Origin of the sequence: Streptococcus oralis subsp. oralis, assembly GCF_002096455.1 — a bacterium.
In the GTDB taxonomy this organism is placed as follows: domain Bacteria; phylum Bacillota; class Bacilli; order Lactobacillales; family Streptococcaceae; genus Streptococcus; species Streptococcus oralis_CY.
The window spans coordinates 446,518-459,919 of sequence record NZ_NCUL01000008.1 but is presented as its reverse complement, the minus strand read 5'-3'; the positions used below and the strand labels follow the sequence as shown (position 1 = coordinate 459,919).

At 41.9% G+C, this 13,402-nt stretch carries 17 protein-coding genes; 7 read left to right on the top strand and 10 right to left on the bottom strand.

The genetic code is table 11. From position 1 onward, the window contains the following. Positions 1 to 42 precede the first annotated feature (42 nt). Together def and rlmB are read left to right on the top strand one after the other, a co-directional pair. Entirely contained in the window at positions 43 to 654 is a 612-nt protein-coding gene (def, locus tag B7720_RS06735; RefSeq protein ID WP_001272963.1) for a peptide deformylase, read from the top strand. Positions 655 to 698: 44 nt separating this feature from the next. Beyond that, positions 699 to 1,427: a 23S rRNA (guanosine(2251)-2'-O)-methyltransferase RlmB gene (gene rlmB / locus B7720_RS06730; protein ID WP_007521462.1), complete on the top strand. Its 729-nt coding sequence runs from the start codon at positions 699 to 701 to the stop codon at positions 1,425 to 1,427. A 191-nt stretch (positions 1,428 to 1,618) separates the two neighbouring features. Here rlmB and trxB read toward each other — a convergent pair whose 3' ends face one another. The 7 genes from trxB to B7720_RS06690 form a co-directional block, all read right to left on the bottom strand. Next, entirely contained in the window at positions 1,619 to 2,530 is a 912-nt protein-coding gene (gene trxB / locus B7720_RS06720; RefSeq protein ID WP_084857187.1) for a thioredoxin-disulfide reductase, read from the bottom strand. 65 nt (positions 2,531 to 2,595) lie between these two features. Continuing rightward, positions 2,596 to 2,820: a DUF4059 family protein gene (locus B7720_RS06715; protein WP_000926603.1), complete on the bottom strand. Its 225-nt coding sequence runs from the start codon at positions 2,818 to 2,820 to the stop codon at positions 2,596 to 2,598. A gap of 77 nt (positions 2,821 to 2,897) precedes the next feature. Next, on the bottom strand, positions 2,898 to 3,641 hold the full coding sequence (locus B7720_RS06710) for an amino acid ABC transporter ATP-binding protein (RefSeq protein ID WP_084857185.1): 744 nt from the start codon (positions 3,639 to 3,641) through the stop codon (positions 2,898 to 2,900). After that, on the bottom strand, positions 3,641 to 4,441 hold the full coding sequence (locus tag B7720_RS06705) for an amino acid ABC transporter permease (RefSeq protein WP_084857184.1): 801 nt from the start codon (positions 4,439 to 4,441) through the stop codon (positions 3,641 to 3,643). Before B7720_RS06705 ends, B7720_RS06710 begins: the two co-directional genes overlap by 1 nt. Positions 4,442 to 4,597: 156 nt before the next feature. Then, the gene (locus tag B7720_RS06700) at positions 4,598 to 4,954 is read right to left on the bottom strand and encodes an arsenate reductase family protein (protein ID WP_084857182.1); all 357 of its coding nucleotides are present in this window, start codon (positions 4,952 to 4,954) and stop codon (positions 4,598 to 4,600) included. 12 nt (positions 4,955 to 4,966) lie between these two features. Continuing rightward, positions 4,967 to 5,482 (bottom strand): methylated-DNA--[protein]-cysteine S-methyltransferase, encoded by a 516-nt coding sequence (locus B7720_RS06695; protein ID WP_084857181.1) that lies wholly within the window; start codon positions 5,480 to 5,482, stop codon positions 4,967 to 4,969. Then, positions 5,479 to 5,973: a GNAT family N-acetyltransferase gene (locus B7720_RS06690; protein WP_084851634.1), complete on the bottom strand. Its 495-nt coding sequence runs from the start codon at positions 5,971 to 5,973 to the stop codon at positions 5,479 to 5,481. The genes B7720_RS06695 and B7720_RS06690 overlap by 4 nt, the downstream gene beginning before the upstream one ends. 134 nt (positions 5,974 to 6,107) lie before the next feature. Between B7720_RS06690 and B7720_RS06685 the strand changes: the two genes are divergently transcribed. After that, a complete protein-coding gene (locus B7720_RS06685; protein WP_001087578.1) occupies positions 6,108 to 6,554 on the top strand; it encodes a DUF1836 domain-containing protein in 447 nt (148 codons plus the stop codon). Beyond that, positions 6,551 to 7,198 carry a PAQR family membrane homeostasis protein TrhA gene (gene trhA, locus B7720_RS06680; RefSeq protein ID WP_001097972.1) on the top strand — a complete coding sequence of 216 codons (648 nt, stop codon included), beginning with the start codon at positions 6,551 to 6,553 and terminating at the stop codon, positions 7,196 to 7,198. The genes B7720_RS06685 and trhA overlap by 4 nt, the downstream gene beginning before the upstream one ends. A 19-nt stretch (positions 7,199 to 7,217) precedes the next feature. Here the strand turns inward: trhA and pdxT are convergent, their stop codons facing one another. From pdxT to nox, 3 genes are all read right to left on the bottom strand, one after another. Then, entirely contained in the window at positions 7,218 to 7,799 is a 582-nt protein-coding gene (gene pdxT / locus B7720_RS06675; RefSeq protein ID WP_084857180.1) for a pyridoxal 5'-phosphate synthase glutaminase subunit PdxT, read from the bottom strand. Beyond that, positions 7,800 to 8,675, bottom strand: a complete 876-nt coding sequence (gene pdxS / locus B7720_RS06670; RefSeq protein WP_084857179.1) for a pyridoxal 5'-phosphate synthase lyase subunit PdxS — start codon at positions 8,673 to 8,675, stop codon at positions 7,800 to 7,802. Between the two features lie 151 nt (positions 8,676 to 8,826). Further along, entirely contained in the window at positions 8,827 to 10,206 is a 1,380-nt protein-coding gene (nox, locus tag B7720_RS06665) for a H2O-forming NADH oxidase (protein WP_084857178.1), read from the bottom strand. Positions 10,207 to 10,513: 307 nt separating this feature from the next. On the opposite strand from nox, the gene B7720_RS06660 reads away from it, so the two are divergent. From B7720_RS06660 to B7720_RS06650, 3 genes are read left to right on the top strand one after another with little or no spacing between them, the layout of a single operon-like run. Then, positions 10,514 to 11,443, top strand: coding sequence for an FAD:protein FMN transferase (locus tag B7720_RS06660; RefSeq protein ID WP_084857758.1), 930 nt, complete (start codon positions 10,514 to 10,516; stop codon positions 11,441 to 11,443). Positions 11,444 to 11,461: 18 nt separating this feature from the next. Further along, entirely contained in the window at positions 11,462 to 12,067 is a 606-nt protein-coding gene (locus B7720_RS06655; RefSeq protein WP_000915935.1) for an NADPH-dependent FMN reductase, read from the top strand. A gap of 17 nt (positions 12,068 to 12,084) precedes the next feature. Beyond that, positions 12,085 to 13,329, top strand: a complete 1,245-nt coding sequence (locus B7720_RS06650) for an NAD(P)H-dependent oxidoreductase (protein ID WP_000673672.1) — start codon at positions 12,085 to 12,087, stop codon at positions 13,327 to 13,329. Positions 13,330 to 13,402: the final 73 nt, after the last annotated feature.

Here is a 13,402-nt window from a genome sequence, read left to right as displayed (position 1 = left end):
CCTATTTTGTGTTATCATGTAGAGGTAATGAAAGGAGAGAAAATGTCTGCTATAGAACGTATTACAAAAGCTGCTCATTTAATTAATATGAACGATATTATCCGTGAGGGGAACCCAACTTTACGCGCGGTTGCTGAGGAGGTCACTTTCCCACTGTCTGACCAGGAAATCATCCTTGGAGAAAAGATGATGCAATTCCTCAAAAATTCTCAGGATCCTGTTATGGCTGAAAAGATGGGACTCCGCGGTGGGGTTGGATTGGCCGCTCCTCAGTTAGATATCTCAAAACGCATTATCGCTGTTTTAGTGCCCAATATTGTGGAAGAAGGTGAAACTCCTCAGGAAGCCTACGACCTGCAAGCTGTTATGTACAATCCAAAAATCGTATCCCACTCTGTTCAGGACGCCGCCCTCGGTGAAGGAGAAGGGTGCCTATCTGTCGACCGTGTAGTTCCAGGCTATGTTGTTCGTCATGCCCGCGTCACTGTTGATTACTTTGACAAGGACGGAGAAAAACACCGCATCAAGCTTAAAGGATACAACTCTATCGTTGTCCAACATGAAATTGACCACATCAACGGAATCATGTTCTACGATCGTATCAATGAGAAAGACCCATTTGCTATCAAAGATGGACTCCTCATCCTCGAATAAAGAAAATCCCGTTGCAAGACGGGGTTTTGTGTTATAATAAAGGCATGAAAACAAATGATATTGTCTATGGCGTCCACGCCGTTACCGAAGCCCTCCTTGCAAATACAGGAAACAAACTCTACCTCCAAGATGATCTCCGAGGTAAGAATGTTGAGAAAGTAAAGGAACTGGCTGCTGAGAAAAAGGTCTCCATCTCTTGGACCTCAAAAAAATCCCTCTCTGAAATGACCGAAGGCGCTGTCCATCAAGGATTTGTCCTTCGAGTTTCTGAATTTGCCTATAGCGAGCTGGATCACATCCTTGCAAAAATACGCCAAGAAGAAAATCCTTTGCTATTGATTCTGGACGGGTTAACTGACCCTCACAACTTAGGTTCTATCTTGAGAACTGCTGATGCAACCAACGTTTCAGGAGTCATCATTCCTAAGCACAGAGCTGTCGGTGTAACTCCAGTCGTTGCCAAAACGGCTACTGGAGCTATTGAGCACGTACCGATTGCTCGAGTGACTAACCTTAGTCAAACCTTAGATAAGCTCAAGGACGAAGGCTTCTGGACCTTTGGAACGGATATGAACGGTACCCCTTGCCACAAGTGGAATACAAAAGGGAAAATCGCCCTCATCATCGGAAATGAAGGAAAAGGCATCTCTAGCAACATCAAAAAACAGGTCGATGAAATGATTACCATTCCGATGAATGGGCATGTTCAAAGCCTCAATGCCAGTGTTGCTGCAGCCATTCTCATGTACGAAGTTTTCCGAAACAGACTATAAAAAAGTTTCCAATCAAGTTGATTGGAAACTTTTTTATGATTATACTCAATGAAAATCAAAGAGCAAACTAGGAAGCTAGCTTAAGACAGCTCAAAGCACTGCTTTGAGGTTGTGGATAGAACTGACGAAGTCAGTACCCATACCTACGGCAAGGCGAAGCTGACGTGGTTTGAAGAGATTTTCGAAGTGTATTAACTATGTTCTGTAATAAATTTGTAAGCTTCTTGACCAGCGATAGCCCCATCTCCAACTGCTGTTGTTACTTGGCGAAGGTCTTTCTGGCGAACATCTCCAACCGCAAAGATACCGTCAACGGCAGTTTTCATGTGGTTATCTGTCACAATCCAGCCAGCCTGATCTTGAATATTCAAATCTTTGACAAAATCGCTAACGGGATCCAAACCAACATAGATAAAGACACCACCAAAGGCTTGCTCTGTTATTTGACCTGTTTTTACATTTTCAAATACGACAGATTCTACTCGGTTTTCACCTTTGATTTCCTTGACGACAGAGTCCCAGATAAAGTTGACTTTCTCATTAGCAAAGGCACGGTCTTGCAACACCTTTTGGGCACGAAGTTGGTCGCGACGGTGAACAATGGTAACAGTCTTGGCAAAGCGAGTTAAGAAGAGGGCTTCTTCTACCGCTGAATCTCCACCACCGACTACGAGCAAGTCTTGGTCACGGAAGAAAGCTCCATCACAGACTGCACAGTAAGAAACACCACGACTGTTCAGTTCTTCTTCTCCAGGAACCCCTAAGAGACGGTGTTTTGACCCAGTTGCCACAATGACAGTACGGGTTTCGTAAACTTGATCATCAGTGATTACCTTCTTAAAGTCACCCTGGTCTTCAATATTTTCAACGTAACCATAAAGATGCTCCACTCCAAGGTTTTCAAGTGGTTCAAACATCTTTTCAGCCAATTCAGGTCCACTGATATTAGCATAACCTGGATAGTTTTCAATATCAGATGTATTATTCATTTGCCCGCCTGGCAGACCACCTTCAATCAAAGCCACTTTCAGATTGCTTCGAGCAGCATATAAGGCAGCGGTCATTCCCGCAGGTCCAGCACCGATAATAATCGTATCGTACATTTTGATTCCTTCTTTCTTGTTGTAACTATCTTTATTCTAACTCATTCTTGCTAGTCACGCAAGGATTATGCCTTGAAAACCAAGAGCAAACTCATGACGGCAAAGGATAACACCGGAACGACCAAAACTCCAATCATAATCATATCATAGAGATGAGCTTGGCGAGCTTTGGCTGTCTTGTCCACACCAGACATAGCTCTCAATCCAATCCAAATCCCCAGAAAAATCACGACAAGGATGGTCGTTAAGATCAAACTCTCGAAATATAAGGAAAACAGTTGCAGCAGCATGATCTCTCTCGTTTCTATCTTTTTTAAAGAGTAAACTCAGCTAGTCCAACTAACTGAGTTTTCCTTTTTCTATTATATCAAATATAAGTCCGTTTGTAACTAGCGAAGAATTCTTTTGTCCGTTCTTCTTTTGGATGGTGGATAATCTCATCTGGTGTTCCAGACTCGATGATTTTCCCCTTATCTAAGAAGAGAATCTTATCAGCCACTTGGACTACAAAAGACATATCGTGACTGACTAAAATCATAGTTTGACCTGACTTAGCAGCATCTGCAATAGACTTTTCTACTTCACCGACTAATTCTGGATCAAGGGCTGAAGTGGGCTCGTCCAAGAGCAAGACATCTGGTTTCATAGCAAGAGCACGCGCGAGGGCAACCCGTTGCTTTTGTCCACCTGATAAGTGGCGAGGGTAATGGTTTTCACGGTCAGAAAGTCCAACCTTAGCCAACTCTTCCTTGGCGATTTTTGTTGCTTCCTCATCCGATAATTTTTTAACGACAACCAAACCTTCCTTGACATTGTCAAGGGCTGTTCGTCGTTCAAACAAATTAAACTGTTGGAAAACCATAGATAACTTGCGACGAAGGGTTAGGATCTCTTCTTGGCTAATCTGAGAAAAATCAACTTTAAAATTGTCAATCTGAATCGTTCCACTATCTGGAGTTTCAAGGTAGTTCAAACTACGAAGAAGGGTAGATTTCCCAGCTCCAGATGAACCAATCAAGGCCACTACCTCCCCTTTTTGGATATCCAAGTCCAGATGATCCAAGACAGTTTGTCCTGAAAAGGATTTGCTTAAATTCGAAATCTTAATCATTAGCGAAGGTCTCCTTTCACATCTGTTTGCACTGTATCCGGTGCGGAAATAGCCATTTTCTTTTCAATGAAACGGCCGAGGCTTTCAATTCCGATATTGACTACCCAATAAACAAGGGCAACGGAGATAAAACGTTCAAAATAACGATAATCGGCTCCACCCAAAATCTGAGCCTGAGCAAAGACCTCTACAACACCCGCACTAAAGGCTAGAGAAGTTCCCTTGGTCAAACCGATAAGAGAGTTAATCAAAGTCGGTGTCGCTACCACCGCCGCATTTGGAATAATCACGCGACGATAAACTTGAGCACGAGTCATACCCAGACTACGCGCCGCCTCAATTTCACCTGGATTAACAGAAAGGATGGCTGCACGAATCGTTTCACTTGCATAAGCCGCCTCATTAAAAGCAAAGGCCACAATCGCAAAAAGCGCTGCTGGAATCGCATTGATATTGAAACCAGTGCCCCATTGTTGGTTGATAGCTTTCAGTGCCAAAGGAATTCCGTAGTAGGTCAACATAAGTTGAACTAGGATTGGAGTACCTTTTAAGAAGCTAACGAAAAAGGCCTGCAAGGGATATAGAATTTTAACACGATTGATCTTAACAATGGCAAAAATCAAGGCAAGTAGCAAACCAAAGAGTGCACCTCCAAGTGTCAACATCAAGGTTGTAGGCAGTTGTTGGACAATCCTTGGAATTCCATCAAAGACCGAACGCAAACTAAAGAGTTTACCATCCGGAATGAGTTGCATCAAACTTTGGTACCAATCTGATGCTAAAAATGTTGTAACAGTCATAAAAACATCCTCTCCTGATAATGATTCATTCTATCATACTTCTGCTCGCAAGCAAATTATTTGCTACGGGCTACTCAGACTTTGTCTATCTTCTAGTTTATCACACTTTAAAACAGGGAGGCTATATATTTTACCTATCAAGGAGATAAATAAAAACTATCTCAAACCTAAGTTCTCATAGGGTTTTCTATAGCCGATTTGTTTAACAGCACCATTCTCCACCAAAATTGGACGTTTCAATAACATGCCATCACTGGCTAGAAGCTTGGCTGCTTCTTGTTTTGACAAACTTCCCACCTTATCTTTTAGGCCCAGTTCACGGTATTTAATACCGCTAGTATTGAAAAATTGTTTCACTTCAAAACCGGAAGTTTCCAACCAGTTCAAAATCACGTCTTCACTTGGTGTTTCTTCTACGATGTGGACAGCTTTGTAGTCCAGTCCAAGTTGCTCCAATTCATTTTTTGCTTTCTTACAAGTTGAACACTTTGGGTATTCGATAAATTCTAACATCTTCTTTTCTTTCTATTTTTTATTTTCTTGAAATACTGCACCTTCATGTTGCAAGAGCCAGGCTTTCTTTTCGACTCCAGATGCATAGCCTGTCAAGCGATTGCCTGACCCCAGCACCCGATGACAGGGAACAAGTATGGACCAAGGATTGCGCCCCACTGCTCCTCCAATCGCTTGAGCAGAAGCCACTTGCAGGTCTTGTGCTATTTGTCCATAAGTTACTGTCTGACCATAAGGAATGGCCTGTAAGTAATCCCAAACCCGCTTTTCAAAATCTGTTCCAATAGGAGCCAAAGATAAGTCAGATAGATCCTGAACACTGCCTTCGAAATAGGTATCTAAATAGGAAATAACTTGCTCTAATACAGGATGGCTAGCAACTTCTTCTATCGTTTCATCTCCTAATCCCCTCTCAAAATGAGTTTGGTCCTGTACCCAAATTCCATACAAATATTGCTCGTCAGCAACTAAGGATAAAGTTCCAATTGGCGACGGGTAGAGCATCTTTGCGTACTTTTTCTGCTTCATTTTTTTAATTTCTGATAGGCCAAACGTTCCCCATCAACTGGAACCTTACCAACCTGTTGGAAGCCTAGCTTTTCAAAGATATGCTGCATGGCCTTGTTTTCTGCATGCGTATCTGAGCGAAAATCTAGATAATCAAAACCTTCAATCAAGCCTTCTAGGAAAGTCTGAGCAACACCTTGTCCTTGGACATCTGCTGCCACAGCGATACGGTGAAAGACCAGATATTCTGATTCTTCCCCCTGCCAACTTCCTTCATAAATGGCTTCATAGGCTTCCTCTGGACTCTTGGTTACAGCAGCATAAGCTAGCAGTTCTCCTTCTTCCAAGGCCACATAGGCTTGGCCTGAGATGATATCATCAATAATGATATCTGCATTTGGATAGCCATTTTGCCACTGGTCGCTACCAGATTTGGCTAAGCACTTTTTAGCATCCTCCATCACCTGCATAATCGCATCCACTTCGTTTGGAAAAGCTAAACGAATCTCCATCTTTTCCCCTCATTTCTAACTATTTTCTCTCATCATAGCATAATTTAAAGCTTTCTACAAGCAGTTGAAACTTGACTTTTGTTTTTTATTATTTTATAATCTAGTTATTAAAACTAGATAAAAAGGAGTTGGAAATGAATTCTAACTTTTCCTACCCAAAATGGGAAGACATTCCAAACATTGACCTCTATCTGGATCAGGTTTTACTTTATGTCAATCAGGTCTGTGCCCCTATCTCTCCAGATAAGGACAAGGGACTAACAGCATCTATGGTCAATAACTATGTCAAACATGGTTACCTGACAAAGCCAGACAAGAAAAAATACCAACGCAAACAGATCGCCCGTTTGATTGCCATCACCACTCTCAAGTCTGTCTTTTCGATCCAAGAAATCGCTCAGACCCTTAATACTCTGCAAACTCAAGCGAGCTCAGACCAGCTCTACGATGCTTTTGTAGACTACATGAACCATGGGATTGATCCAGAAAATCCTATTATCCAAACTAGCTGTCAAACGGTTAAACTCTATCATCAAACTCTAGACTTAATCCTTATCAAAGAAGAGGAGGAAATCCAATGAATACCAGTCTAAAACTCAGTAAAAAACTCAGTTTTGGAGAGGAAATTGCTAATAGCGTGACCCATGCTGTGGGTGCCGTTATCATGCTCATCCTACTCCCCATTTCATCCACCTATAGTTATGAAGCACACGGATTTTTATCATCTTTTGGCGTTTCTATCTTTGTTATCAGTCTCTTTCTCATGTTCCTCTCGTCAACCATTTACCACTCTATGGCCTATGGTTCGACCCACAAATACGTCTTGCGAATCATCGACCATTCTATGATTTACGTGGCCATCGCGGGCTCTTATACGCCGGTCGTATTGACTTTGATGAATAACTGGTTTGGCTATCTGATTATTGCCATTCAGTGGGGAACGACCATCTTTGGCATCCTTTATAAAATCTTTGCTAAAAAGGTCAATGAGAAATTCAGCCTTGCCCTTTACCTGATCATGGGCTGGTTGGTTCTGGCTATCATTCCTGCCATTATCAGTCAAACAACGCCAATTTTCTGGAGTCTTATGGTAACTGGTGGGCTCTGTTATACAGTTGGAGCTGGATTTTACGCTAAGAAAAAACCTTATTTCCACATGATTTGGCATCTCTTTATCCTAGCTGCATCTGCACTTCAATATATCGCGATTGTTTATTACATGTAAAAAAGTTGAGAATCTTTTCTCAACTTTTTTCTTTACACATATTGATAAAGTACTGGTGCAAGCCAACATCATCTGTCAATTCTGGATGAAAAGAAGTTACCAGCATATTTTTTTCTTGGGCTGCAACGATTTGATCATCAACTGTTGCTAAAACTTCTACACCCTCTCCAACACTGCTGATAATCGGTCCACGGATAAAGGTCATGGGAATCTGACCAACTCCCTTACATTCTGCTTCTGTATAAAAACTTCCTAGTTGACGCCCATAAGCATTGCGCTCAACCACTATATCCATGGTTCCAAGATGACTTTCTTCCTGAGAAGTAATTTCCTTAGCTAGCAAGATTAAGCCCGCACAAGTTCCAAAGACTGGTAAGCCATTGAGAATAGCTCCTCTTAGAGGAATCAACATGTTCTGGTCACGCAAGAGTTTGCCCATGGTTGTAGATTCTCCACCAGGCAAAATCAAACCGGACAAGTCACTCTGATATTGTTGAAAATCCTCTAAATTTCTGATTTGGACACTAGCGACTCCTAGTTTATCTAGCACTTTTGCATGTTCTGCAAAGGCGCCTTGCAAGGCTAATATTCCGATTTTCATCTATTTTCCTCGCTCTGCCATGAGAATTTGAATTTCACTCTCATTGATACCAACCATGGCTTCCCCTAGGTCTTCAGAGATTTGAGCCAGAATTTGAGGATTTTGGTAGTTGGTTACGGCCTTAACAATAGCACTTGCTCGTTTAACAGGGTCGCCTGACTTGAAAATACCTGAACCGACAAAGACGCCCTCTGCCCCCAATTGCATCATCAGCGCAGCATCTGCTGGTGTTGCCACACCTCCGGCTGCAAAGTTTACAACTGGCAATTTTCCATGTTCATGGACATACTGAACCAATTCAATAGGGACTTGCAAGTCTTTGGCAGCAACATAGAGTTCGTCTTCACGTAGGTTTTGAATGCGGCGAATTTCTTGATTCATCATACGCATATGGCGAACAGCTTGAACAATATCGCCTGTCCCTGGTTCTCCTTTGGTACGAATCATGGAAGCCCCTTCCGCGATACGACGCAAGGCTTCTCCCAAGTCCTTAGCCCCACAGACAAAAGGAACTTGGAATTCTTTCTTATCCACATGGAAACGGTCGTCAGCTGGAGAAAGCACTTCACTCTCATCGATATAGTCGATCTCAATGGCCTCCAAAATCTGAGCCTCTACAAAATGTCCAATTCTAACCTTGGCCATCACTGGAATGCTGACCGCTTCTTGGATTTCCTTAATCATCTTTGGATCACTCATACGGGATACCCCACCAACTGCGCGAATATCAGCCGGAATCCGCTCCAAGGCCATGACAGCTGCCGCACCAGCAGCCTCCGCAATCCGAGCCTGTTCAGGGTTCTGAACGTCCATGATAACCCCACCTTTGAGCATCTGCGCCAAGTTTTTATTTAGTTCATAACGATTTTCAGTCATTTCTTAATCCTCATCATTTGTATTGGTAGCTACCATTTTATTTTATGTCAGATTAGAATGAAGTACAAGATAGAAAAACAACAACTGTCTGGGGACAAAAATGAGAAAAAACTATCTGACCTTCAGTTAAGGCCAGATAGTTCATCAATTTTTATTTTTCAGCTGTAAGTGCAGCCATTGTGATGTAGTTGTAAGGTTTGTTAAAGTGTGGCAAGAAGAATAGGTCTGTCAAAGCCAATTTATCAATTGTTACATGCTCTTGGATAGCAAGTGAGAACATGTGGATTCCCATACTGATAGCAGCATCATGTGAAACCATTTGTGCACCAAGGATTTCGCGGCTGTCTTTGTCAAAGACAATCTTGATGGCAACTTCGTGGTTGTCATGTTTGATAAATTCTGGTTTTTGAAGATCGTTAAAGCCAGTTTCAGTTGCATTATAGCCTGCAGCTTTGGCTTTTTCAAGAGTCAAACCAGTCGAAACCATGTGAAGACCGTAGATAGAGATACCGTTTGATCCTTGAACTCCGATTCCTTCCAATTCATGACCACAAGCGTTATAAGCACCAACGATACCAGTACGTACAGCGTTAGAAGCAAGTGCGATGTAACTAGTGTCTTTACGAGCATTGTCATAAACAGTTGCACAGTCACCAACAGCGTATACACCTGGGATAGATGTTTCTTGTTTCTTATCTACAAGGAAGGCACCGTTACGGAAGAGTTCAATCTTACCATCAGCAAGAGCTGTGTTTGGACGGAAACCAACAGCAAGAACCACCATATCCACATCAAATGTTTCTTTGTCTGTTACCAAGCGTTCAACTTTTCCATCACCTTGGATGGCTTTAACTGTTTGACCAAGAGCCAAGCGGATGTTGTGGTCTTCCAAGTTCTTCGCCATCATTTGTGTGAAATCTTTATCATAGTAACCGTTCAAGACAGTGTCTACGATATCGACAAGCACTACTTCTTTTCCAAGACGCTCGAAAGCTTCGGCAAGTTCTACACCGATATAACCACCGCCAACAACGGCAATGCGCTCAAGGTGTTTGCTCTTGTCTTCAAGTTTCTCAATAACTTCTTCAGCGTTTTGGTACAATTTAACAAATTGTACATTTTCAAGAGTCGCTTTGAATTCGCGGTTACCCTTAACGATTTCAACACCTTCGATTGGAGGCAAGATTGGAGTTGAACCAGTTGCAAAGATCAATTTATCATAAGACTCTTTGTGTTCTTTGCCTTCAACTTCTGCTGTCACAACTTTGTTTTCGTAGTCAATTGAAAGAACTGGTGAGTTCATGTAAACTTTAGCACCTTTTGCTTCCAATTTTTCTTTATCAGAGTAGAAGAGACCTTCTGGGCCATCAATTTGTTCCCCGATCCAAAGCGCCATTCCACAACCAAGGAATGAAATATTAGAGTTTTGGTCAAACACTACGATTTCGTTCTCATGTCCGAAGTTGTCCAACATCGTATTAATACAAGCTGTACCAGCGTGGTTAGCACCAACTACAACGATTTTACTCATAGAAAAATTCCTACCTTTAATTTTTGATTTACCTTTCTAGTATATCATTTACTGTTAGCGTTTACAAGGCATTTGCTCAGAATTCTCTTTTTTTCAGAAAAAAATACACTTAACATTGATAAATCCAATTTTTCTATCGTTTTCATATTAATTCTGAGCATATTTCTTGACTTTTTGTCAAAATTTATTTGTGAAAACGCTGACTTTATGATATGCTAGATACATGGAAAGAAAATGTAAGGGGTTTAATTTTTCTTTAACGACCTTATATTGAATGATTTCCTATAAAGAGAAAGGAGCTGGTAGCTTGCCTCTTCATTCACGTTCTGAACGGCTAATGGGAACAACTATCACGATTTCATTAGTAGATGAACAGGCTAATTGCCTACTTCAAGGAGCCTTTGATTTGCTCAAGGAACTCGAATACCGCTTTAACGCCAACAGTCAAGAATCCGAACTGATGGAAATCAACTACCAGGCTGGAATCACACCTGTTAAGGTTCATCCTGACTTATTTGAACTGATTGCTCTTGGACTTGAGCATAGCCTAGCTCCATCTAGCCATCTAAACATCAGCATTGGCCCCTTGATTCAAACCTGGCGAATCGGATTTGCAGATGCACGGCTTCCAGACTCTAAAGAAATCGAAGCTGTCTTACCTCTAGTTAACCCGCATTTTATCAAGTTGGATCCGACTAGCTCTACTGTCTTTTTAGAGAAGAAAGGAATGAAGCTTGATTTAGGTTGTTTAGCTAAGGGCTATAGTGCAGATAAGGTTGCCCAGTATTTGAAAGAACACGGTGTCACCTCTGCCTTGATCAATCTCGGAGGAAATATCCTCACCATCGGGAATAACCAAGCCAAAGAAGGGAAAGCCTGGCAGATTGGGATTCAAGATCCGCGAAATCCTCGTGGCAACCATCTCCTAACTATCCCTGCTTCTAACAAATCCGTTGTCACTTCAGGTATCTATGAACGCCACCTGACAGTAGATGGAAAAGACTATCACCATATCTTTGATAGTGAGACAGGATTCCCTGTCGAAACCGATCTCGCTAGCCTAACGATTATCTCTGATAAATCCGTTGATGGTGAGATTTGGACTACACGCCTTTTCGGAGAGCGAAGCGCTTCTATCCTCTGGCAAGTCGAAAGTATAGATGGTATTGAAGCCATCCTCATCGACAAAGAAGGACGCCTTGTATGTTCTTCAGGCCTTCAAAATTGTATTATGTAAAAAGAGAAAGGAAATCTCATGCTAAAACTTATTGCCATTGTTGGAACGAACTCTAAACGTTCTACAAACCGCCAATTGCTCCAATACATGCAAAAACACTTTGCTGATAAAGCTGAAATTGAACTCGTTGAAATCAAGGATATCCCTGTTTTCAACAAACCAGCAGATAAGCAACTTCCAGCTGAAATTCTTGAGATTGCAGCTAAAATTGAAGAGGCTGATGGTGTGATTATCGGTACTCCTGAGTACGACCACTCTATCCCTGCAGTTTTGATGAGCGCTCTTGCTTGGCTATCTTACGGTATCTACCCACTTTTGAACAAACCAATCATGATCACTGGTGCTTCTTACGGTACACTTGGTTCATCTCGTGCCCAATTGCAACTTCGTCAAATCTTGAACGCTCCTGAAATCAAGGCAAATGTTCTACCAGATGAATTCTTGCTTTCACACTCTCTTCAAGCATTTAACCCAAGTGGCGACTTGGTTGACCTTGACGTCATCAAGAAATTGGATGCCATCTTTGATGACTTCCGTATCTTTGTGAAAATTACTGAAAAATTGCGCAATGCACAAGAATTGCTTCGCAAAGATGCAGAAGAATTTGACTGGGAAAATTTGTAAGATAGGAGATCGAAAGAATGAAATTTGTTGGACTTGTTGGATCAAACTACGATCAATCATATAACCGCAAACTCTTGGAATTTATTCGTCGCAATTTCAAATTCAAATTTGAATTAGAAGTCCTTGAAATCGACGAAGTTCCAATGTTTAACCAAGACGAAAAATGGGACGAAAGCTTCCAATTGCGTTTCTTGTATAACAAGATTACACGTGCTGATGGTGTCATTATCGCCACTCCTGAGCACAACCACACTATCTCAGCTTCACTCAAATCTGTACTTGAATGGCTTTCATACGAAGTTCATCCATTTGAAAACAAGCCTGTTATGATTGTGGGTGCATCATACTATGACCAAGGAACATCACGTGCCCAAGTTCACCTTCGTAAAATCCTTGATGCTCCAGGTGTCAATGCCTACACACTTCCAGGTAACGAATTCCTTCTTGGTAAAGCTAAGGAAGCTTTTGATAACAACGGAAATATCACCAACGAAGGAACTGTTAAATTCCTTGAAACTTGCTTAGATAACTTTGTAAAATACGTAGGAGTCGTTTCGAAATTGAAAAAACCAAAACCAATCGAACCAGAAGACTTGGATTGTGGAAAACCAATTGCTACAACCATCACAGAAGTTGATCCTGACGATCCAGAATGGGTAGAAAAAGTTGCAGCAATCACTGGTGCTGTTTCTGGTGATACCTATGTCAAATTGGACCACGGTATCCTTACAGTTAACCAAATCGATATGTTCTTGAAAGCTATGCCGTTTGAATTGACATACGCTGACGATAACAACCAATTCCTCTACTACAACAACGCTCACCAAGATCCAGACACCATGTTTGCTAAACGTGTACCACCTCAATCAGGTAGCCGTATGTCGACTGTTCATGGTTCTCTTCCACCAGCACGTATGAAGAACGTAGAGTGGGTTATCGGAACACTTCGCAACGGAAACCAAGAATACGTCCGTACGATCGTTCCAGGTTCTCCTGCAGGTGTCATCAACACCCACAACTACCAAGCAATGTACTATCCTGATGGATCATACGCTGGAATCAATGAAATTGTCTTTAACTTCCAACCATGGCTTGACTGGTACCTAAAAGAGACTGGTCAACGTTTGGTGGGTGGTAGCGGACCATTTGCTCCTGCAGCTGGAGGTCATGGAGACGCCGATGCTACTTCTGGTGCTTCTGATTCAGGTGATGCTGGAGGCCACGGTGGTGACGCTGATGCTACTTCTGGTGCAAGCAACTAAGAAACCAAAAAGGAGCCATTTGGCTCCTTCTTTTTTATTGCAACAAAAAAAGGGGAATGTAAATCATCTACAC